Origin of the sequence: Inquilinus sp. CA228 (assembly GCF_052078665.1) — a bacterium.
Lineage (GTDB): Bacteria > Pseudomonadota > Alphaproteobacteria > DSM-16000 > Inquilinaceae > Inquilinus.
In genome coordinates, this window is sequence record NZ_JBQJIK010000008.1 from 103,826 (window position 1) to 126,765 (window position 22,940).

Sequence of the window (22,940 nt, forward strand, 5' to 3'; positions counted from 1 at the left end):
AACATGACCAAGACGCTGACCCGCCAGGACATCTACGACGCGGCCAAAAGGGTTTCCAACTGGGGCCGGTGGGGCGATGACGATCAGATCGGCACGCTCAACAACGTCGCCCCGGAAGATGTCGTCAGCGCCGCGGGCCTGGTGCGCAAGGGGAAGGTCTTCTCGCTCGGCCTCTCGCTGAAGGAGCCGATCCAGTCCGGCCTGTTCGGCGGGCGGTGGAATCCCATTCACACGATGCTCGCGACCGGGACGGATGCGGCTGCGGGCAATCAGGACGAGCCCTATCCCTATCTCCGCTACGCGGATGATGCGCTCAACATGCCCTGCCAGGCGTCGACCCAGTGGGATGCGCTCTGCCACATCTTCCTCGATGACAAGATGTACAACGGCTACGACGCGCGGCTGGTGGACGTGAAGGGCGCGAAGAAGCTGGGCATCGAGCATGTCCGTGACAAGATGGTCGGGCGCGGCGTGCTGCTCGACATCGCGCGCTTCAAGGGCGTCGACTCTCTCGACGACGGGTATGCGATCACCCGCGCCGATCTGGACGCCTGCGCCGCCGCGCAAGGCGTCGACATCCGCAAGGGCGACTTTGTCATCGTGCGGACCGGACACCAGGAGCGGTGCCTCGCGGCGGGCGATTGGAGCGGCTATGCCGGCGGCGCCGCGCCCGGCTTCGCGTTCGAGACCTGCTTCTGGCTGAAAGAGAAGGATGTCGCGGCGATCTGCTCGGACACCTGGGGTTGCGAGGTCAGGCCCAACGAGACCAGCGAGGCGAACCAGCCCTGGCATTGGGTCGTGATTCCCGCGATCGGCATATCGATGGGCGAGATCTTCTACTTGAAGGAACTCGCCGCCGATTGCGCCGCGGACCGGATCTACGAGTTCTTTTTCACAGCTCCGCCGCTGCATCTTCCTGGCGGTGCCGGCTCTCCGATCAACCCGCAGGCGGTCAAGTAATCGCAGGAGCCGAAGTTCGTAGGCGGATGAACGTCAGACCGGCGTCAGACGGCAGCGGAGGATCAGCGACCGTGCTTTTCCGTGTCATTGCCTATCTGCGGCTGAGCATCCTCCTGCGGGCGCAGGGCGAAGTCGTCTTCGTCCTCGACGGCGCCGGTTGGTTCTCCTGAACGCGGACCATGAGTAGAGTGCCCCCGTGTGGCCAGAGGTTGCGGATCTGATGCAGTGAAGTGATCAAGCCGTCTCCACAAAGGGTTGGCCGTGGTCATGTCCGCTACGGGGGCCATGGTAATGTCCGGATCTGGCGCCCTTCAGCCGGGCCGGGCATACCGATCGCCTTTGGGCTCTGTAGTGGCCATTGCTGCGGGGATCTCGTCGTCGCGATGCGGCGCCTTCTTCTTGAGCTGGTCGAGGCGCGACAGGAACAGTCTCACTATGGGTGAGGCGTTGGTCTTGTTGTAGCCGACGACGAGATCGATCGTTAGCGGTTCGCCCGCGAGCGGGCGGCTGGTCACGGCCCGTGGAAGGAAGTTCTTCGCATATTCGGGCAGGAGCGCCACGCCCCTGGTCGAGGCGATGAGCGACATCGCCATCGCCAGGTTGTCGACCCGGTGCGCCTGCCGGAGATCGAGCCCGGAACTCCCCAGATGGTCGTCGATGATGGCCCGGAGCGTCGGTGCGGTGTTCGACATGCCGATGAACGTCTCGCCCGCAAGGTCCTGAAGCGCGATCGCATCTTGCGACGCCAGGCGATGGTCGCTCGGCAGGCCAACCATCAGCGGTTCTTTGACGATGACCCTGTAGTCCAGGTCCGGCATCTGCGCCTCCGGGCGCATGAAAGCCAGGTCGAGCTTGCCGCGCAGCAGGTTCTGGGCGAGGTCGGGGGAATACTGGCTGCAGACGGTCACCTCGATGCTGGGCAGCTCGTCCCGCAGGATGCGCATCGCCTCCGGCAGCCAGTCGATCTCCTGCCCGGTCAGAAAGCCGAGGACCAGCGTCGCCTTGGCCGGTTGAGCCGCCCGCCGCGCCGCTTCGACGGCGGCCTCGGCCTGGGCCAGCGCCAGCCGCGCGTGATCCAGGAAGGCCTGGCCGGCCGGGGTCAGTTCGACGCCACGCGCGCTGCGGAGCAGGAGCGGCGTGCCGACCTCATATTCGAGATCCCGCATCTGGCGGCTCAGCGATGGCTGGGCGGTGTGCAGCCGCCGCTCGGCCGCGACCGTGAGGCTGCCCTCTTCGGCGACGGCGACGAAATACCGAAGGTGGCGCAGCTCCATGTCCTACTCATGCCTGCCAAGCATGGTGGGAAGCCTACAAAGTCTTTCTCCGCCGGGCAATGAGTCACCAAGTCTCTGCTCGACAGGCCGATGCGACGCCACTCGGACGACCCCGCTGGCCGGCGTCTAGGCTCGGCGGTCATGAAGTTCAGTATATCAAGGAGATTGACGTGAGCACGCCCGTTGTCCTGATCACAGGGGCGCTGACCGGCATCGGCCGGGCCGCAGCTGTCGCTTTCGCCAAGTCCGGCCATCGCGTGGTCGTGTCCGGCCGCCGGCAGGATGCCGGTGAAGCATTGGCCGATGAGCTCCGCTCGTTCGGCGCCGAGGTCGAATTCGTCCGGGCGGATGTGAGGACGGAGGACGATGTCCGCCACCTCGTCGACCGGACGGTCGCACGCTTCGGTCGCCTCGACGCCGCGGTCAACAACGCCGGGACCGAGGGCAGGCCCGGGCCGGTCATCGAGCAGACGGCCGAGAGCTACGCCGCCACGTTCGACACCAACGTGCTCGGCACGCTGCTCAGCATGAAGCACGAACTGCGGGTGATGGCCGCCCAGGGATCCGGCAGCATCGTCAACATCTCCTCTACCTATGGCCATGAGGGCGCGAAGAACGCGTCCGTCTATGCCGCCAGCAAGCACGCCGTCGAAGGCATGACCAAGTCGGCGGCGCTCGAAGCGGCCGGGTCGGGCGTTCGCGTCAACGCCGTGGCGCCCGGCCCGATCGAGACCGGCATGCTCGACCGCTTCACTGGCACGGCCGAGCGCAAGACGGCCCTGACAGCGGCCGTGCCGCTCGGGCGGATCGGTCGGCCCGACGAGATCGCCCAGGCGATCATCTTCCTCGCCTCCGAGGCCGCATCGTTCGTGACCGGCCAGATCGTCACGGCCGATGGCGGCAAGACCGCGGCCTAGCGCGACGATCCGCCCTCACCGCCAGAGCTCAGGCACACCGCCATGACCACGCACACGCACCAGACCGCCCCGACCCTGTTCGTCGAGGCCGGGGGCATCCGCTTCGCCTATCGCCGCTTCGGCAGGCCCCGGGGCGTCCCGATCGTGCTCAACCAGCACTTCAGGGGCACGATGGACTACTGGGATCCGGCCGTGACCGATGGCCTGGCCGAGGGCCGCGAGGTCATCCTCTTCGACAATGCCGGCATCGCCGGCAGCTCCGGCGAGGTGCCCACGACCATTCCCGAGATGGGCGCGAACGCGATCGCCTTCGTCAAGGCGCTCGGCCTGGCCGCGGTCGACGTGCTCGGTTTCTCGATCGGCGGCATGGTTTCCCAGGAAATCGCGCTGCAGGCGCCGGGGCTCGTTCGCAAGCTGGTCCTGGTCGGCACCGGGCCGCGGGGCGCGGACATGACCGCCAGCAGGTCGGCCGAGATCTTCGCCGGAACCTATGATCCGCCGGAGCACCTGTGGCTCGCGGTTCACTTCTCGCCATCCGCGGCCGGCCGCGCCGCCGGGCTCGCCTTCCTGGACCGCAAGCTTCACCGGCGGGATCGGGACCCGGAGGTGACCGGCGCTGCCGCCGCCCGCCAGCGCGAGGCGATCGGCCACTACATCGCAGGCAGCGAGAGCGCCCGGGACCATCTGCAGGACATCCGGCAGCCGACGCTGATCGTGCAGGGCAGCAACGACGTCATCATCCCGACAATGAACTCCTACGCTCTGCAGCAGAAGCTGCCGGACGCGCAGCTCATTCTCTATCCGGACGCCAATCACGGCTCCTTCTTCCAATACCCCGACCTGTTCGTGAAGCACGCCTCGCTCTTCCTCGACGCGTGACCCCGGCCGGAAGGGAAGGCCCGGCACCGTCGATCCCCAAGCCGGAAGCAACGCGCAACCCGATTCCGCGAACCGCGCCGCACATCGACCGACACGAAAGGAACCCGATCATGGCGACACTTGCAGGAAAAGTCGCTCTCGTCACCGGCGCCTCGCGCGGCATCGGCGCCGCGATCGCCCGGCGGCTGGCGGCCGAAGGCGCCAGCGTGGCGATCACCTATGCCAGGGACGCGGACGCGGCCTCCCAGGTGGTGAGGGACATCGAAAGCGCCGGCGGAAAGGCGATCGCGATCCGGGCGGACGCGGCCGACGCGGCGGCCGTCACCGCGGCGGTCGAACGGGCCGTCTCCGCCTTCGGCAAGCTCGACGTGCTGGTGAACAATGCCGGCACCGCCATTCCCAAGCCGTTCGAGGAGGCCACGCTGGAGGAGATGGATCGGATGATCGACATCAACCTGCGCGGCGTGCTGGTCGCCACCCACACCGCTCTCAGGCAGATGCGGGACGGCGGCCGCATCATCACGATCGGCTCCTCCGTGGGCGAGCGGATGATGACGCCGGGCCTGGCCGCCTATGCCGCGACCAAGGGCGCGGTGAAGATGTTCACGCAGGGGCTGGCCAGGGAGGTTGCCGCCCGCGGCATCACGGTCAACAACGTCCAGCCGGGGCCGATCGACACCGATCTCAACCCCGTCGCCGGCGACTGGGCGACGCCGCAGATCGCGAACACGGCCCTGAAGCGGTACGGCCATGTGAACGATATCGCCGCGATGGTGGCCTTCGTCGCCGGGCCGGAGGCCGGCTTCATCACCGGCGCAAGCCTCACCGTCGACGGCGGCACCAACGCGTGAAGAGCAGGGCTGAAAATCGATGAAGCTGTATCATGCCAGCGGCTCGCCCAATTCCCGCCGCGTGCGAATCCTCATTGCCGAGAAAGGCCTGAACATCGAACTGCTGCCCGTGGATCTGGGCGCGAAGGAGCAGTTCTCGGATGGCTATCGCGCCATCAATCCCCGCGCGGTCGTGCCGACGCTGGTGCTCGACGACGGCACGGCGATCGGGGAAGTGCCGGCCATCATGCGCTATCTCGACGAGGCCTACCCCGAGCGGCCGCTGCTCGGCACGACTCCGAAGGAGAAGGCGATCATCTCCATGTGGGAGCGTCGCGCCGAGCTCGAAGGCTTCGCAGCCGCGATGGAAGGTGTGAGGAACGCGGCCGCCGGCCTCAAAGGGCGCGCCGTCTCCGGCCCGCACGCTTACGAGCAGATCCCGGCGCTTGTCGAGCGCAGCCGGCAGCGGGTCGCGAACTTCTACAGCGATTTTGACACCAGGCTGGAGGACGCCGCGTTCGTCGCCGGCGACAGTTTCTCCGCCGCGGACATCACGACCCTGGTGACCGTCGATTTCGCCACCCGCGCCTTTCAGGCACCGCTGCCGGCCGGGTGTGGCGCCTTCAAGCGCTGGTACGATGCGGTCTCGGCCCGACCGAGCGCCTCAGCGTAGAGAGTGTGCCACGAGCAAGGCCACATCGGAGCGGAACACCGCGCTCCAGGATGCAGGCTCGCAAGGGCGTCGGGTGGCGCCTGCCGGTGCGCAGGTGGATGAAACCACCGCTGGAAATGTCCGCTATCGGAACGTCGGCGCTACGTCGGCTTTTGGGTCCCTGCAGGCGGGTCAAGCCGGTACGGAGGAGCCGATTTCGGTCAGCTTGGCCGACGTCCGGTTTGGACAGACCGTGGGAATGACCGGAAATGGCGCGGGCCGGCCGGGACCGATAAGATCGGCTCCCGGCCGGTGAGACGCCGCGGGCGATATACGTGCCCTTGCAAGTCCCTCAGAGGTCAAGCTGCTCGGAGATGCTGAGCGCGTCGTCCACCTCAATGCCGAGGTATCGGACGGTGCTTTCCAACTTTCTATGGCCCAGAAGAAGTTGGACTGCTCTCAGATTGCCGGTCTTGCGGTAGATCTGGGCCGCCTTGTTACGTCGCATCGAGTGCGTTCCGTAGGCCGGGCTGTCGAGGCCGGCATCTGTTACCCAGCCATGAACGAGGCGGGCGTACTGACGCGTAGAGAGATGAGATTGGCCCCGACTACGGCTGGGGAATAGGAAGCCTGCGCCTGAGCCGCGATGCAATAACAAGATCTGTATGGCCTTCCGAGTTCCATCGGTCAGCTCGAACTGAACTGGGCGGGCAGTTTTCTGCTGGATAATGGTCGCACGCTCGCGGACACGTCCGCCGATCTGAACGTCTTCAATTCGCAGGCTGACCAGGTCACTGGCCCGGAGCTTGCTGTCGATCGCAAGGTTGAAAAGTGCCAGATCCCGCTCACGGCCTTCGATTTCGAGCCGCGCGCGTATGGACCAAACATCCTTCGGCTTCAGTGGTCGCTTCTGACCGACCAACTGTCCCTTGTTCCAAGGGGTTTGCCGACTTGTTGAGGAATTTGAATCATCGGTGGTGGGCATGGCCTATCACTCCTAGCCACCCTCCCGCCGCGACGCTCATCGATGTGAGCCGGCGAATAATATCATGGGCCAGGACCGTGACCAATTCGGAGGCGCCGCGGCCATGGTGGGGAATCGCGTGGTCCTACCGTCGTGGACGGCGAAGGATGATGGACTGCCTGGTCCCCATAGCCGACGTTCAGAGGCCCTTCTGGTTCCCCCGGACCGGACATCCGCGTCAGCCGAGCCGGTCCCGAAACCGGTCCTTCGGCGGAAGGGCAGGTCGGCCCCCTTCTGCGACCCTTCGGCAGACCTCTAGCCTTTCCCGGACCGGACATTCACCTCGACCAGGCTAGCTTCCGAAACCGGTCCTCCGCTTAGGGGTAGGCCCTTCCTGAGGCAACTTTCGCATCAATGCCACGCCGCGCTGGGCAACACGGGGCTCCCTGTTCCCCGCAGCGTGTCAAAAATATTCTGCATCTGATGCTTGATCTGTGATCGATCCGTGAACGGAACAGGCCCGGTCATCCCTTACGCTCCTGCATCGCCCGGTTCGATTCTTCCGCCGGGGGCGGGCAAGGATGCAACCTGGCTGTTCATCCAGACCGCCGAGAAGCGGCAGTTCGACGGGACGATCCTAACGCCGAGTGGCGTCAGAGGAGAGATGCCATGACGCAACCGTGGAGCTTATAAGATGGTCGATTCGAAATTCACGGTTTCAACGACCGCCGCGGCAGCGTCCGTAGCCCTGAAACCAAGTGGTGTGATGATGGGAAAGGCAGTTACGCGGGCGATCCGATCATTCATGCTTTTAGCCTTGCTTGGAGGGTGTTCAAGCTACGGCCCACTCGTTCTTGATCGGGATCGTGTCGACTATGGCCAAGCCCTATCCGAATCGACAAAGCAGCAAACTCTACTGAACATTGTTCGAATCCGGTATGGGGACATTCCAACTTTTGTGAACGTCGATCAGATCGTTTCGAGCTATCAGCTGCAAGGCAGCGGCGGTGTCTCGGTTGGCCCCAATCCCGTCACGGGATTCCCCGTTCCCTCGGAGACGGGCGGCGTCAGTTTCACGGATCGGCCGACGATGACGTTTTCGCCGGTCACCGGGGCGCTGCTCGAAGGTTCTTTCGTTCGTCCCCTCAGCCCACGCGAAGTGCTCATACTGGCGGAGAATGGGATGTGGATAGATGTTCTATTCCGTCTCACTGTCCAGTCCGTTGCAGGCCTCGTCAACGCCGGGCGCCTCCAGACCAGCTTTACGTCACAAGACGGGTTGCAAGTCGGTTCGCCTGAGTTTTTCGAGCTGTGCGCCGACTTGCGGACGTTGCAGGAGGGCGGGGCTTTGAGCTTCCGCTTTACCAACGGCAAGGATGGGTCGCATGTGTTCCTCTCGATTTTGAACAGTCGAGACGGCGCAGTGGCGGCCGTGGCCGCGCGGGTGCGCACCCTGCTTGGGATCGGATCGGGCGAGGTCGAAGTCGTTTACGGGCGGGATGCACATGGCCCGCATCAAGTCGCGATGTTGACGCGCTCGTTCATCGGGATGATGACATCCGTCAGTGCCTTTATCGACGTCCCGGACGCCGATGTCGCGGAGCATCGCGCACTTCCGTCACCCCGCAATGCGACGGTCGGGGAAAGGCCTGTGGTGATCGTGCGGACGTCGGCGAGCCAACCACAATCTGGTCATGCCGCTGCTGCGGTTCAGTACAGAGACCGCTGGTTCTGGATCGACGATACCGACTTCGAGTCGAAGGATGCCTTCAGGACGCTGCTGCTCCTCATGCAACTTGGGGAAGGCGGAGCGGACCGCACGAAGGCGGCCGTGCTGACGATTCCAGCGTCTGTTCAATAGCACAGGCCGTAGATCGTCATGCCGCGTCCAAGGCTCATAGTGGGCATCAGCGGCGCAACCGGAATCATCTATGGCATCAGGATGTTGCAGGTGGCGCGCGTCCTTGAGATCGAGACTCATCTGGTCGTCACAAAGGCCGGCGAGCGGACTCTCGCTCACGAGACCGATTTGACCATTCAAGAACTCCGAAGCATGGCGGACCACGTCTATCCCGACGCCGATATCGGAGCAGCCATCGCGTCCGGAAGCTTTACCGCCATCGGGATGGTGGTCGCGCCCTGCTCCGTGAATAGCCTCTCTGAAATAGCCCATTCGACCACCGATGGCCTTCTGACCAGGGCCGCGGATGTCTGTCTTAAGGAGCGCCGCCGCCTCGTGTTGATGTTCCGCGAGACGCCGCTGCATGCGGGTCACATTCGCAGCATGGCCGCAGCAACAGAGAATGGCGCGATCATCTTCCCGCCTGTGCCGGCCTTCTACACGCGCCCGAATACCGTGGCCGAAATCGTTGAGCATACGGTGGGGCGAGTGTTCGATCTGTTCGGGCTCGATGTAGGCCTGGTCCAACGCTGGACCGGGCAGCAAAAAAACGGACAGCGCTGACAATCCAAATCCTCCCGGTTGCCAAGGCCGTCCTGGTGTCTCGCCGGTTGAACAGGAAAGGTGCAGCCACTATGCCGTTCCAAGATTTCCGGGAATTTCTCGAGGCCTTGCGAAACGCCGGTGAGCTTCTCGAACTGGATCGCGCCGTCTCGCCGGAGCTGGAGGTGGCGAAGGCGATGCGCAAGAGTGCGTCGGTGTCCGGTCCGGCGCTCCTGTTCAAGAATAACGGGACCGAGTTCCCGTTGGTTGGCGGTGTCTACAACACCCGTGCCAAAGCACTTATTGCACTGCAAACGACTGAGAAGGACGTCTTTGACAGGATCTTGAGCGGAATGACGAGCCGAATTCCGCCGACTGTCGTGGCGGATGCGCCGGTCCACGAAAATGTCATTGCGGGCGATGCGGTTGATGTTTCTCGGCTACCGGTGGCTAGGTATAGCCCGGATGACGGTGGCCGTTACATCACCGCGGGGATCGTCGTGAGCAAAGATCCTGAAACGGGCATTCCGGACATCGGGCACTATCGCTTCGAGGTCATCGACAAGCAGACCATGAGCTTTCTGGCACTGCCGAACCATCGCTTTGGCCGGCATCTCGCGAAGGCGCGCCGTCTGGGGCACACGACTTTTCACGCAGCTTTGGTGGTCGGCGTGGATCCGGTGATGGCCTATACCTGCCCGATCCAGGTGCCCGACGGAACCAACGACTTTGAAGTCGTGGGGGGCATGCGAGGCGCCGCTGTGGAGCTTGTCCGTTGCAAGACCATCGATGTCGAGGTCCCCGCGCGTGCCGAGCTGGTGTTCGAGCTGGAGATAGATTTTACCAAGGAAGTCTTCGAAGGGCCGCTCGGAGAATTCACCGGATACTACACGCCAGGTTCAGACAAGCCGATCGCGCGCGTCAAGGCGATCACGCATCGCAACAATGCTTATTTCCAAGCCCTCCTCACCGGGGTGCCGCCGACCGAAAATCATATCCTGAAGCAGTTGCCCTACGAGGCATCATACTTCGCCACGCTGAAAGCCCAGCATCCAACAGTCACCAGCATCGCAATTCCACCGTCAGGCGGGACCGCATTCTATATCGTCATATCGATGAAACAACGCTATGCGGGAGAAGCGCGCCACGTCATCCTAACCACGATTGCGAGCAGTCAGCGCCCCAAGATCGTTGTCGTGGTCGATCCCGATATCGATGTTCACAACCCGGACCAGGTTGAATGGGCGATTGCATTCCGCAGCCAACCGGCCCGCGACGTCATCATCGTTGACGGTCTACCGGGAGGCACCCTGGATCCATCCATCGACGGGTCCCTCCCGCTCAACAAGCGGGTGGGATCCACCATGGGCATCGATGCGACTTTTCCGTTCGGAGCGGACGAACAGAAGGCCGCCGACGTCCCTGCCGGCGAGGCATGCGGCCCGGCAGTGGCCGAGCACGGCCACGAGTTCTTCAAGGTCGCGGATATACCCGGCTGGCAGGACTATGACTTTCCCGAGCTGCGGAAGCGATAGAGAACCGGCGCCCGGGAGAGCCGCTCAGCACATCTCAATGAGCCGCGACTGTGGTACTGGGGGCTCTAACCGCGCTCTTCCGCCGCAACAACGCGAACGGCAGGTAGCCCAGAGATATGGCAACCACCGGCGAGGCGAGCACCGCGCAGTAGAACGCGACGGGCGCCGGCCAGAACAGGCAGTAGATGGCCCACAGGCCAAGACACGCAACCGGTGTGGCGACGAGCGCCGATTGGAGGATCTGCCAATCCTTCGCCGCCTGGTGATCACCGGCCGCACGGGATCGAAGACGCAGCGCCACGCACGCGAGGAGCAACGCCACCGTGGCAAAGGTCACTGCGGCGAGTGGCAGGTCGACCTGGCCGACGAGTTCGGCGCCGACAAGAATGACGGCGACGAGCCCGATTGCGCCTGCCACCCACGAGCCGCGGGCGATCGCAGGATGATCGACAATCGATGACCCCGGTTCAACGCTGCGATCACCAAAGCGGCGAACCACCACGGCGGCACCGAACACCGCCAACGGCCCGGCCACGCCGGCTCCGATCATGAAATCGGAGTCAAAGCTCTCGCTGGACGCCACCAACAAGAGAGTGATGACGATGATCCTGATGATTGGAGCGGTCAGCAGCATCGCGAACATGTAGGTCATGAACGCCTGGTGAAGCTTGATCTGCCGCTCCTTGATCGCCAGGAACGCCAGCACGGCTGCTGCGAGCACGCAAATTGCGAAGATCAGGAGGATGTTGAAGAACGGCGGCCCGCTGGTCGTCGCCGCCGAGCCTGTCCGGAACAGAAACGCGAGTGCGGTGATCATGGAAGCGGCAACGATGATGAGCATCGCCCGCCCCGAAAAGCGGTGCACAGCCGGCCAGTTCCGGCGCACACGCTTCGAGAATTGCAATATTCCAAGCAAGAGCGCCAACCCAGCGGTGACCGTGTGCACCAGCATGATCCAGCGGCTGTTGACATAGGTCGGCAGTTGGTGGTGAACGAGCGATCCAACCTGCGAGTCAGGGTTCAGGCTGATCACGGCGGAGAGGGACCGCAGATACAGCTCCGGCGCATGCGAGGTGAAGTATTGCGCCATGTATTCGATGGCCATCGGGGCGTAGATCAGGCACGCAATGCCGATCGCCGCCCACGCTGCAACATTGACGGTTTTCGCAGATATCGTCATGGGACCTTAGCCCTCTACTCGGTCGGAATTGACATGGAACCGGGCGATGCAGAAGCATAAGGGGTGACCGGGCCTGTTCCGTTCACGGATCCATCACAGATCACGCGCCAGAGGCAGAATATTTTCGACATGTTGCGGGGGAGGGCACGGAGATCCGTGCCGATCACCTCATGCGCCGCGTCAGAGTCCCATGAGCTTGAACGCCGCTTGGCTGACTTCGGTGTCGGGGTCCTTCAGGCGCTCCGGCTCCTGGAAATGGTTGGCGTCGAAAGCCACTGTCCGACTTGCCAATCTGCCCATGCCGCGCAGCGCCTCCGCGAACACATCGGACTGGCGCTTGAACTCCGGACTGTCCTGGTCGGCCGACGCGACGGCAATCGGGCAGCCGATCCGGTCGAGGTGGCGCATCGGGCTGAATTCCGCCTCTTCCGCACCCGTCAGGTGCAGGTAGCCGCTGCGTGAGGACAGCAGCACCGGATAGAGATCATACATGCCGCTCATCAGGAAGCCGCCCTTGACGGCATCCGCCGGCAGGCCGCGCTGCGTCCAGTCGGTCATGATCACGCAGGCCGCCAGATGCGCGCCGGAAGAATGGCCCGCCACGTAGACCCGGTTCGGGTCGCCGCCGAAACCTGCGGCATTCTTCACCGTCCACTCGACCGCTTGCCGGCAATTCTCGACCATCTGTGGCAGCGTCAGCGTTTTCAGACTGCCGAAATCGGGCGCGGCATAGGCCGCCCCACGCGTCACGAAGGTCGGGGCCGGATAGGATACATCCTCGCGTGTGTTTCGGGTCCAGGCACCGCCATGGAGGAAGACCAGGACCGGAGCGGCCTTGGTATTCGCCGGCGCGAACACATCGATGAGATCGTCGGCATCCGGACCGTATTGCGCCGTGCGCGGCGGCATCGCGCGCCGGACCGCGGCGCTGGCGGTGCCATCGCTTGCCTCCAGCTCCGCCATCTGCGGCGCCCAGAGTGACTGGTCGTACGCCTTATCCAACTGCTCCTGGGTGTAATCGAGGAATACCGACGCGGCAAAGGATTTGCCGACTGCCGCAGCGGACAGCGACACACCCGCTAGGAGAACCGTTCTGCGCCTCATGGCCGTCATCCTGCCCTCGCCTCAGAAGTGATACGCGAAACGGGCGCTGGCGGACTGGCTGAGGAAGGAGTCGCCGACATCGGCGGTGTATTCCCCCTTCAGCTCGAACCCGCCGGCCCGGAACAGTTGCACCCCGACATCGATCCGGCCCAGCATCTCCGGCGAGTCGATCTGGTCGCTGAAGCTGTCGTTCGCCGAGGACGCCCCGACGAAGCTGGAATGGATCGTTCGCGTGTTGTCCGGTTGGTAGCTCACGCCGAACGCCGCATAGGCCCGCAGCGTGGTCTCCGGGTCCAGGTCTAGCCGGCCGCCGAACTCCACCATCGGTGACAGCGCCACGCTGGTCTTGCTGCTGTCGTGGACATCCAGCGCGCTGAGATCGTCCCCCTTCTCCTCGAAGCCGGGCAGCTCGCTGTAGACCACGTCGAGATCGCCATAGGGCCGGATGTACCAGTCGTCGAAGGCGAACTCATAGGCGGCGCGCAGCCGGCCGCCGGCCAGGAAGATGCTCGGTTCGCTTTTCAGCGTCCCGCTGGTGATGCCGGGGATGTCGACCCGCCGGTAGGATTCGAACGAGCCGCCGGCGAAGGCCATCGACCCGGCGAACTGCCACGGCCCCATGACGCGCTTCAGCGTGACCGAGCCGTCATAGGTATCGCCGTTGCCGGACGAGCCTCCATCCACGGTCGTCCAGCTCTGGCCGAAGCCGAGGGAGGCGCCGAGATACCAGTCGGGGGCGATCTCGTGCTGGGCGCCGATCCGGTAGGTCGTGCCCGAGACGTGGTAGCCCTGGGTGTTGCCGTTGGCGGACTGGTCGGTCCAGCGCCCGGTGACCTTGGCCCAGACGCAGTTGTCCTCGCCCAGCAGCACGGTGTCGTCGACGAAGACCGGGCAGCTCATCGCCGCCCCCAGGATGGTGCCGACCGAACCGGCCAGCGCGATGGACTGGGCATGGGCCGCCTTGCTCGACCAGGCGTCGAGCGCCGCCTTGTAGCCGCTGCCGTCGCCGATCCGCGACAGCTCGGCGAAGCGGGTGGCGAAGGCCTTGTCCCCGTTGTCCCAGGCCCGGCCGAAATAGCCGGCCAGCGAGGACTGGCTCTCGGTCAGGGACACGCCGCCGGGCTTGAAATTCCGGCGCGGCGAGAGCGAGAGGGTGTTGCCGGACTGCGCGGTGTCCCAGTGGAACAGCTGCACATCCGCCCCATCGGCCGTGGAGACGAGATGCCCCGCCGTCACCACCGGCAGCGCCCCGGGCAGCAGCGTGATCGCCGTCGGCACGATCTTGCCGTCGAGCGTCGCCGTGCCGTCGACCTGGAGATGGCCGGTGGTCCGGTTGAGCGAGTCGACGGTCACGCCCAGCCGGCCCTCGCCGGTCTGGGTGAAATCGCCGGTGACGGTGGTGGTCTGCAGCGCGGGCGTCCCGGGCCGCCCGACATTGACCGTGCCGCTGTTCACGACATCTGCGTCAACCGTGGCGCCGGCGTTCAGGGTCCCGTGATTGGTCAGCAGGCCGTCGTTGAAGGCGTCCAAGCCGCCGGTGCCGCCGTTCAAAAGGACCGAGCCGGTGATGGTGCCGTCATTGGTGACATTGGCCGACCCGCCGCCCGAGGCCAGGATCGCAGTGCCGTCGGTGTCCAAGAGCGTCGTGACCAGGCCGCCGGGGGACACGAGGACCGCACTGCCCTGTCCGCCGGGCGGGCTGTCGACCACGATACCGGCGCTGCCTGGGGTGGTGTAGGTGGCGCCCGAGCCGCTGCCTCCGACCACGCTGCCGCCGGGCCCGCCGGCGCCGATCAGGCTGCCGCCGACCGCGACGACGATCGGCCCGTTCGAAGGTGTGCTGGGGCCTGTGCTTTGCGCAAAGATGCCGATGCCGTTCTGACCCGTGGCAAAGACCGAGCCCGTCGTTATGACTTCGACTTGATCGCCCCAGCCCGAAGAACCGGACTGGCCAGTCGTGCCCGCTTGAAACAGGCCGCCCTTCATGACGAGGCCGCCGCCGCCGCCAACGCTCTGCGCGAGGATGCCGATAGCGCCTGCACCGGAGACTTGGATGGTGCCGCCCGCCGAGACACTTACAGCTCCGCCGTTGCCATTGGTTTTGTACGAGGTCAGGCCGGCCATCGACGTGGTCAGTGCCGGCGTATCTCCCACTGTGTTCACGACACGGATGACGCCGCCACCGCCGCCGATCGATTGCGCCACAAGGCCATGCGCCCCGATGCCCGTCGTCTGGATCGTGCTGTTGCCGGGCAGCTCGACAACGACGTCACCGCCGTTGCCGCCGCTGGTGTTGCCGCCGATCGCGAGCGCATAGGACGAGCCGGTCGGCTGACTGGTCACAAGGCCGCCGCCGCCGCCGATCGACTGCGCGAGGATGCCGAAGGAATCATTGCCCCTCGTCAAGATGAGAAGGGGCGGATCCAATTGCTGTTGAGGTTGCCCTTGAGGCCAAAAGGTCACCACGCCGCCGTCGCCGGAGGACGCCGAGCCGCCACCGGCCGAGAGCGTCAGCGATCCCATTGGCTGCCAGTTGCCCGCGCTCTGGAAAAAGAGGCTGCTGCCGGCGCCGGCGATCCCGCCGCTGCCGCCGATCGATTGCAACTCCACGCCATCCGCCGCTGCGCCGGTGGTAACAATCGCGCTGTCCAAATATCCGAGGGTGACTGCCGAACCTGCACCGCCCTGCCCACCTGAACCGCCAAAAGCCGCACCCACCGAAAGAGTGCCCGCCGCCGCGTCCGAGCCGTCGGCGCCAATACCGCCGCCGCCGCCGACGCTTTGCCCGATCAGGCCGGTCGCACCGAACCCAGCCGTGCCGATAAAGCCGCCTTCGCCGAGGTTGATCGCCACCTGGCCGCCCTGTCCGCCGCCACCGCCCTTGCCGCCGATCGCCACGTCGGCGTTGACCGTAATCGCCGGGATCCCGCCCGTACCCGTAGCGGCGGCCGAACCACCCTTGCCGCCGCCGCCGCCGATCGACTGCGCCACGACGCCATTGGCCCAGTCGCCTGCGGTCGTGATGGGACCCTGGATATTCGCGGTGACGGCATTGCCATCGCCGCCGGTTCCACCGGTGCCGCCGATCGATGTCGTGAAGGTCGCCTGGACAGGCGTGTCCCCCTTCAGGGCGCCGTTAAGGTTGCTGCCCGCCTGTCGTGCATTCCCCACGACCGTGACCGGATTGTCCGCCGAGGCGTCGGCGCCGGCGGAGCCGGCAAGCCCGCCGCCGCCACCGATCGATTGCGCCAGCACGCCGGTCGCGTCACCGCCATGGGTGGTGATCGGCGCGTCGACCGACACCGTAACGGGGCCGCCGTCGCCGCCAGTGGGGCCGCTCACACCCAGGTTGAGTGTGGCGCCCACGATGTAGCTGCTTCCGCCTTTGATCGGAGCGGCGAAGCCGAACGAATCGCCCTGGGACGCGCCGCCGCCGCCGCCAATCGATTGCGCCATCATGCCGACCGCGCCCGAGCCATAGGTCGTGATGCCGTTGCCGGGAAAGAGCGCCGCATTCACCGCGCCGCCGTCGCCGCCGCTGCCGCCTTTGCCGCCCAGGGCCACATTGACCGTGATGTCGTTGCCGGCGCCGAAAGCCTGTGTATTGCCGCTGCCATATCCGGCATTGCCGCCACCGCCGCCGATCGATTGTGCGATGATGCCATTGGCGAAGTCGCCATAGGTGACGATGGCGGTCGGCGCGCTGCCGCTCGGGTCCGCCGACAATGTCCCGCTGCTCGATATCGTTCCACCGAGCGCCGCATTGACGGTGCCGCCATCGCCGCCACCGCCGGCTGTGCCGCCGAGTGCGAAGTTCACGGCGAGATTGATCGACGTCGTCTCTTCTGAAACGGCTGCGGCTCCGATGACGGCCGCCATCGAGGACGAGTCGCCGCCGGCGCCGCCACCGCCGCCGACGCTCTGCAGGAGAACGCCGGTCGAGCCCTGGCCGCTGGTTTTGATAAGGCCGCCGTTCGACAGTTGAAACTGCGCCGTTCCACCTTTGCCGCCGCTGCCGCCTTGGCCGCCGACTGTCGCGGCGGCGCCGAAGCCGATCTCCAGGTCGGTGTCCGGCACGGGAACGGAAATCGCGACCGCTTTCGCGACCGCCGACCCGCCGAGGCCACCGCCGCCGCCGATGCTCTGGACCACGACGCCGTAGGAGTCGACCGGCAAGGCGGCGCAGGGTGGCGACATGCAGGGCGGATTGCCGTTGAGCAGCTGCGGGCTCTGGCCCGTCGCGATGGCTTCCTGCTGCACGCGGGCCAAGACAGAGCCGCCGTCGCCGCCGCCGCCTGCATTGCCGCCGACACTCACGGCGGCCGCGATGCCCACTCCGACCGACTTGGCGACAGCATTGCCGCCCATGCCGCCGCCGCCGCCGATCGATTGCGCCACAAGGCCGGGCGACTTCGTCCCGACGGTGGTGATATTCGTCTGGCTGGTGTCGAGGACGACCGACCCGCCGCCGCCGCCGCCGCCGCCTTGTCCGCCGACGGCAATCGACAGGAATGGCGCGGAGCTGCTGGCGTTTCCGGCATGGCCGCCGCCGCCGCCGATCGACTGCATGAGGACGGCGGGCGAATAATCGCCATTCGTGGTGATCTGCGACCCGCCACCGGGGCAGGAACTGCCACCAGAGCAGAATGTGGCCGCGCCGCCAGCCCCGCCGCCGGCGCCGCTGCCGCCGAGCGTGATCACGCCACCGCTGGCGCCGCCGCCGTCGCCGCCGCCACCGCCGATCGACTGGCCCAGGACGCCCGCCGACGAGAGGCCGGAGGTGGCTATGCTGCCTTGGAGATTGACCGTGACGGCGTTGCCAGCGGCAGCGAGAGCGCCGGTGCCGCCGACCGCACCAAGGCCGGTTGCCGAACCGCCGGCGCCGCCGCCGCCGCCGATCGATTGCGCGACGATGCCCTGCGCATCTGATCCGCTCGTCGTGATCGCGCCGAAGTTGTTGACCGTGACGGCCCCGGCCTGGCCGCTCGAACCACCGGCGCCGCCGTTCGTGTTGAAATAGCCGTCCGCGGTCCCCCCCGAACCACCGGCCCCCGCCAGCGACTGCGCAAGGATGCCGCGGGCATTGTCACCGGAGGTGCTGATCATGCCGTCATTGGTGGCCGTGACGCTGCCCGCATTGCCGCCGGCGCCGCCGTTGCCGCCCTGGCCTTCAAGATGATCGTCCACGTCCCCCCCGACGCCGCCGGCGCCGCTGAGGGCCTGCGCGACGATGGCCGAGGAATCGGTGCCGGTCGTGGTGATGGTCGAGGCGCTGTCAAGCGAGACGCCGACGCCGCCGGTGCCGCCGCCGTTGCCGCCGCCGCCGCCGGCGTTGGAACCGGGGCCGCCGTCGGCGGTGCCGCCGCCGCCGGCGACCCCGCCCTGCGACTGGGCGACGATGCCCGGCGAGGCAGAGCCCTGTGTGGTGATGCCGGCCGATTGGAGCGTGACGGCAACGTCGCCGCCATTGCCGCCAGTGCCGCCACTGCCACCGCCGCCGTGGCTGAGGCCGGAATCGAAATCACCGCCGTAGCCGCCGGTGCCACCCTGGCTCACGACATAGAGTCCTGGCGAGGTGTCGCCATTCGTCGCCAGATCGACGAAATGGCCGTTGGATCCCGTCAGGGTGACTGAGGTGGCTGACACTTCGCCACCGGCGCCGCCGGTCGTGCCGGTATTGTGGCCGTCGGTGTGGGTGTTTTCATTGACCTTGCCGCCGGCGCCGCCGAGCGCGAAGGCTGCGAGCGCCGGTGAATTGTTCCCATTCGTCGATATCGTCACGGTCTGGGTCTGAGCCGCGACGGTGACGCTCGGGCCGGACGCTGAGCCGCCCGAGCCGCCATCGCTGTACGCAGAACCGGAGGTGTTGCCGGCGTTCTGTGTGGCGCCGAGGCCGCCAGCGCCGCCTTGGCTCAAGGCCAGCAGCCCCGCCAGGCCGGTGCCGCTTGCCGTCACATTGGCGTCGGTGATGGTGATGGTCGGGGCGTCCTGAGTGTCGCCGCCGCGGCCGGCATTGGAATTCTCTTCCTCGCCATTGCCGCCATTGCCGCCGATCGCCTCCGCGGCAACGCCCGCGCCCATGATGGTCGCGAGAGGACCCGAGCCGATGCCGGCCTGCGGCGGGGCGCCGGTTGCGGTCACCGCGACAGTGCCGCCGCTGGTCAGGGTGACGGAGGCGCTGCCGACGTGGCCACCGGCGCCGGCAAGGGAATAGCTGCCCTTCGCGCCGGTGCCGTTGCCGCCCTGCGTCAGCGCCTGAATGCCATAAACGCCGATGCTGCTGCCTGCGGGATCAGCAGACCAACCGAAGTCGACGGTGACGGGCGCCGAATTGGTGACCGTTGCGAACCCGCTGCCGCCGCCAGTGGCGGCGTTATCGCCGCGGCCGGCATTGCCGCCGATCGACAGCGCGGCAATGCCGGCAAAGCCGTTCTGGCCGCCGCCACCCTGCGTCCCAACCTGAGCATTGATGGTGCCGGTGTTGGTGACCGTCACGCCGGCGGAAGAGCCGCCATTCCCGCCGACGGTCGAGTCGTAGCTGGCAAGGCAGTCGCTGTTGCAGCCGCCATGCCCCCCCGCGGCAAGGGCATAGAGGGCGGCGCCGTTGAGAACATCCGCATTCAGGAAGCTGAGCGTGATCGTACCATTATTGGTGACGTTGAGCGGTGCCGTCGCGAAGCCGGCATTGCCGGGGGTGTTGCCGGTATAGCCATCGCCCCCCACCACACTGGAATAAAGGCCTGTAAAACTCGTGTTTGCCAGCCCAGAAGACGCAGTTTGCAGGGTGAGCGACCCGTTGTTGACAACCGTCAATCCGGCCGCAACGGTGCCCGCCGGTGCCGACTCCGTCCCCGCCGGGGCGTTATTTTGGAAAAGCGCCGCAGAATTAATGAAGGACCCGGAAGCGGCCGGATCCACGGTCACCGTCGTCCCCGCATTCACATCGATCTCGTAGTAGCCGCCGTTGGTGCCCTGTTGAAGAAGCTGGGTCGAGTAGCTCCCGGTGGGAAACGTGCAGGTGCCGCCGTTGAACATGCAGCCTTGTTGCGCCATGGCCTCCGTCGGCATGATGAGCCAGATCGCGAGAGCCAAAAGGCCGGCGCAGGCGCCCGGTCGGAGGACGATCTTCCAGCCTGGCATCGACGTTCTTCCTTCCAGCGGTCTATCGACGATTGACGGCACTGCCACCGACGGCCTGCAGCAGAAAATCCGTGCGCATGGCCGTCCCCAGAGGTTTTGAAACCCGATGGCACGATAGGACCGTGGCCCCCGCGATCCCCTCACGGATCGATCACAGATCACCGGAAGGAGAAAATTTTCTGATCATCTGACGCCGCCTGATCGGCCGGGCGGCTGGCCTGTTGCAGAACAGCCGGAAATGCAGGAATAGGGTCGGCCGACAATGCCCGGGACGGCTTATTCTTGGGCATGCTCATGCCCCGGGCCGTGGCAAAAGCCGGCGCGAGCACGGAGGGATCGCCCCAGGTGGTCTATGCCGCCGTCGTCGGCGACAATGCTCCTGGCTTAAAGGCGGCGGCCGGACATCAGGACCATCGATCCGGCCAGCACGACCACGGACAAGGCCGTGCCGAGGCCGAACAGCCAGGCGTAGCCGAAGCCGTCGGCCAGCCTTCCCGACAGCGCCGACCCGAACAGAAAGGCCGCATATTGGGCGCAGGCCAGGATGGTGAAGTCGGTGCCCGGCTGGGCGGGCGAGGCCACGTCCATGAACAGGCTGAACAGCACCACCAGCTCCGTGGTGCGGATCACCGTCTGCAGCGCCGCGGCGCCGAACAGCAGCGGCAGCCCGGGCAGCAGGCCGGTGGCATGCAGGGTGAAGACCAGGCAGGCCAGAATCCTGAGCGTGCCGACCAGGCCCAGCGCGACCGCCGGTCCGCGGCGTTGCAGCAGCCAGGCCAGCAGCGCCGTCCCGACCAACCCGGCGAGGCAGGCCGATGCAGCGGTCAGGGTGGCGATGGTGTCGAGCCCGACCCGGGCATCGACCAGATACGGCGCCTCCATCGGCTGCACCAGCCCCTCGCTGGCCCGGAACAGCAGGGCGATCCACAGGATCCGTCGTGCCTCAGGCCGCTGCAGGAAGGCCCAGACCCGCGGTTGCGGCTTCGGCCCGGCCGCGTCGCCGGCATATGACGCCTCCCGCATCGCCGGCACCGCGGCGAGCGGCAGCAGGCACAGGCCGGAGATGCCCAGCACCATCGCGGACCAGCCGAACTGGTGGTACAGGAGAAGGCCGACGCTGCCGCCCAGCACCACGCCGGCCGCGGCCGCACCGCTCTGCACCGCATTGCCCGCGGCCCGCCGTCTCGGTGCCAGCGCCAGGGTGGCATAGCCGTCGGTGGCGATGTCCTGGGTCGAGACCAGCATGGCGATGGCGAAGGCGATCGGGATGAAGCCGGCCAGGTCGCCCGGGCGGATCAGCAGCAGCGCCAGCACCGCCAGCACCACGCCGATCTGGGTCAGCACGATCCAGCCGGCGCGGTGCGCCCGGGCGATCGGTCGTACCCGGTCGACCATCGGCGCCCACAGGAATTTCAGCACGCCGGGGATCGCCAGCAGGATCAGGTACCCCAGCGCGGTGCGGGTCACCCCTTCCTGCCGCAGGATCGGCGGCATGGCGGTGAGGAACAGCGAGACCGGGATCGCCTGGGCGAGGTACAGGCCGGTCAGGACCAGCAGCAGCCGCGGCGGCCCGGCGTCGACGGGATCCGAGGCGGCGACCGTCGTCATTCCGGCATCAGGCCGGCCAGCGAAGGCGGCAGGCGCAGGCCGGGCATGGCGGCGCACAACCGGCTGGCCCGCAGCGCCGTGGCCGGGTCGGCGGGATCCTGCGCCAGCAGCGCCTCGATCCCCGCCGATGCCAGCAGCGCATGCAGCCGGTCGCGCGCCTCGGCCACCGGCGCCAGCCGGATGCCGGGCAGCAGCGGGCCACGGACCAGGCTGATCGCCAGGTCGAAGGCGGCCAGCCGGCCGGCCGGCTCCAGGGCCGGGTCCTGCAGCGCCGACAGTGCGGCGCGCAGCCGCGCCACATCCGTCCTGACCTGGCCGGGCACGAGGCCAATATGATCGTTCTCGTGCCGGATCGACCGGCCCCCGATCAGCTTACGCAGCCGGTAGACCGTGGTGTGCAGCGACGCGATGGCGCGGTCGCCGTCGAGCTCCGGCCACAGCTGGTCGGCCAGTTCCCCCTGCGCCCAGCCCTCGGCCGGCCCGGCGACCAGGCACCACAGCAGCTCCATCGGCTTGCGCTGCGCCTTGCCGGTGCCCATGGCGAGGCGGGCCCCTTCGACCTGCACCATGAAGCCGCCGAGGGCGCGGATCTCGACCGGGAAGGGCCACAGCTCATGCGCGCCGTCCTCCGGCGGCGGCAGGTCCCACAGCGCGATCACCCGCCGCGTCGGCTCGGGCTCGGCCCCGGCGGCCAGGGCCCGGTCGGCCAGCCGGGCCAGGGCCGGCCGGTTCATCCCGGCGATCCGGCGGAACCCCAGGCGGCCGGCGGCCTCGGCGACGCGGCCCCACGGCCCGGCGACATCGCCGCCCTGGGCCTCGGCCAGGAATGCCTCGGCCAGGTCGGCATGCAGCAGGAAGGTGGAGTTGCCGGTCTGCGCCGCGACCTCGCGGAGCGTCTCGACATGCGGCCTTGCCGCCTCGTCCCCGGTCATGGCGTGGGCGGTCGCCAGCACCAGGCTCTGCACCGCGAGCTGGTGCGGCCCGCCATAGCGCCTGGCATAGTCCAGGGCCTGCCCGGCCTCGGCGATCGCGGTCGCCGTGTCGCCGGCGCACAGCGCCACGACGGCGCGCAGATGGTGCAGCCCGATGAAGTCGGTGCGGCGCCAGCGCTGCCGGGCGCAGGTGGCGTAGCGCTGCAGCATGGCTTCGGCCGCGGCGCCGTCGCCCGCGGCGCCCACCGCATGGACCACGATCCAGAAGGCGTTGGTCAGGCGGTGCGAGACGCCGCGGTCGCCGGCATAGGCCACGGCTTCGTCCGCCAGCCGGCGCAACGCCGCGTCGTCGCCGTCGAGATGGGCCTGGGACAGGGCGGCGTAGTACCAGGTCATGACCGACATGGGCGCCATGCCGCGCTGCCGCGCCAGCCCCTCCAACTGGTCGAGGAAGGGGCGCGCGGCGGCCAGGTCGCCGCGCCACCAGATCAGGTGGTTGGCCAGCACGCTGCCCAGCAGCAG

15 protein-coding genes are annotated in these 22,940 nt (G+C 66.8%); 8 read left to right on the plus strand and 7 right to left on the minus strand.

Annotated elements, in window-relative coordinates:
- Positions 1-3: 3 nt before the first annotated feature.
- Positions 4-960 (plus strand): cyclase family protein, encoded by a 957-nt coding sequence (locus ACTOWL_RS05690; RefSeq protein WP_441320226.1) that lies wholly within the window; start codon positions 4-6, stop codon positions 958-960.
- Between the two features lie 311 nt (positions 961-1,271).
- Here the strand turns inward: ACTOWL_RS05690 and ACTOWL_RS05695 are convergent, their stop codons facing one another.
- Entirely contained in the window at positions 1,272-2,234 is a 963-nt protein-coding gene (locus ACTOWL_RS05695) for a LysR family transcriptional regulator (RefSeq protein ID WP_441320227.1), read from the minus strand.
- Between the two features lie 170 nt (positions 2,235-2,404).
- On the opposite strand from ACTOWL_RS05695, the gene ACTOWL_RS05700 reads away from it, so the two are divergent.
- The 4 genes from ACTOWL_RS05700 to ACTOWL_RS05715 all read left to right on the plus strand — a co-directional run bounded on the left by ACTOWL_RS05700 (position 2,405) and on the right by ACTOWL_RS05715 (position 5,533).
- Positions 2,405-3,151: an SDR family NAD(P)-dependent oxidoreductase gene (locus ACTOWL_RS05700; protein ID WP_441320228.1), complete on the plus strand. Its 747-nt coding sequence runs from the start codon at positions 2,405-2,407 to the stop codon at positions 3,149-3,151.
- A 42-nt stretch (positions 3,152-3,193) separates the two neighbouring features.
- Positions 3,194-4,030 (plus strand): alpha/beta fold hydrolase, encoded by an 837-nt coding sequence (locus ACTOWL_RS05705; protein WP_441320229.1) that lies wholly within the window; start codon positions 3,194-3,196, stop codon positions 4,028-4,030.
- 110 nt (positions 4,031-4,140) lie between these two features.
- Complete coding sequence (locus ACTOWL_RS05710) at positions 4,141-4,881, plus strand: SDR family oxidoreductase (protein ID WP_441320230.1); 741 nt, start codon at positions 4,141-4,143, stop codon at positions 4,879-4,881.
- Positions 4,882-4,900: 19 nt separating this feature from the next.
- Positions 4,901-5,533, plus strand: a complete 633-nt coding sequence (locus ACTOWL_RS05715) for a glutathione S-transferase family protein (protein ID WP_441320231.1) — start codon at positions 4,901-4,903, stop codon at positions 5,531-5,533.
- A gap of 331 nt (positions 5,534-5,864) precedes the next feature.
- Here the strand turns inward: ACTOWL_RS05715 and ACTOWL_RS05720 are convergent, their stop codons facing one another.
- Positions 5,865-6,497, minus strand: a complete 633-nt coding sequence (locus tag ACTOWL_RS05720) for a tyrosine-type recombinase/integrase (protein WP_441320232.1) — start codon at positions 6,495-6,497, stop codon at positions 5,865-5,867.
- 673 nt (positions 6,498-7,170) lie between these two features.
- On the opposite strand from ACTOWL_RS05720, the gene ACTOWL_RS05725 reads away from it, so the two are divergent.
- From ACTOWL_RS05725 to ACTOWL_RS05735, 3 genes are all read left to right on the plus strand, one after another.
- Positions 7,171-8,337 (plus strand): hypothetical protein, encoded by a 1,167-nt coding sequence (locus tag ACTOWL_RS05725; RefSeq protein WP_441320233.1) that lies wholly within the window; start codon positions 7,171-7,173, stop codon positions 8,335-8,337.
- A gap of 18 nt (positions 8,338-8,355) precedes the next feature.
- The gene (locus tag ACTOWL_RS05730; RefSeq protein WP_441320234.1) at positions 8,356-8,940 is read left to right on the plus strand and encodes a UbiX family flavin prenyltransferase; all 585 of its coding nucleotides are present in this window, start codon (positions 8,356-8,358) and stop codon (positions 8,938-8,940) included.
- A gap of 71 nt (positions 8,941-9,011) precedes the next feature.
- On the plus strand, positions 9,012-10,454 hold the full coding sequence (locus ACTOWL_RS05735; protein ID WP_441320235.1) for a UbiD family decarboxylase: 1,443 nt from the start codon (positions 9,012-9,014) through the stop codon (positions 10,452-10,454).
- Positions 10,455-10,488: 34 nt separating this feature from the next.
- Here ACTOWL_RS05735 and ACTOWL_RS05740 read toward each other — a convergent pair whose 3' ends face one another.
- The 5 genes from ACTOWL_RS05740 to ACTOWL_RS05760 all read right to left on the minus strand — a co-directional run.
- Positions 10,489-11,634 (minus strand): DUF2306 domain-containing protein, encoded by a 1,146-nt coding sequence (locus ACTOWL_RS05740; protein ID WP_441320236.1) that lies wholly within the window; start codon positions 11,632-11,634, stop codon positions 10,489-10,491.
- Between the two features lie 180 nt (positions 11,635-11,814).
- The gene (locus ACTOWL_RS05745) at positions 11,815-12,738 is read right to left on the minus strand and encodes an alpha/beta hydrolase (RefSeq protein WP_441320237.1); all 924 of its coding nucleotides are present in this window, start codon (positions 12,736-12,738) and stop codon (positions 11,815-11,817) included.
- Positions 12,739-12,759: 21 nt separating this feature from the next.
- Positions 12,760-19,878 (minus strand): hypothetical protein, encoded by a 7,119-nt coding sequence (locus tag ACTOWL_RS05750; RefSeq protein ID WP_441320238.1) that lies wholly within the window; start codon positions 19,876-19,878, stop codon positions 12,760-12,762.
- A 384-nt stretch (positions 19,879-20,262) separates the two neighbouring features.
- Positions 20,263-21,486 carry an MFS transporter gene (locus ACTOWL_RS05755; RefSeq protein ID WP_441320239.1) on the minus strand — a complete coding sequence of 408 codons (1,224 nt, stop codon included), beginning with the start codon at positions 21,484-21,486 and terminating at the stop codon, positions 20,263-20,265.
- Positions 21,483-22,940 (minus strand): AfsR/SARP family transcriptional regulator (locus ACTOWL_RS05760; protein ID WP_441320240.1); only part of this gene is annotated, 1,458 nt, incomplete at its 5' end. The genes ACTOWL_RS05755 and ACTOWL_RS05760, both read right to left, overlap by 4 nt.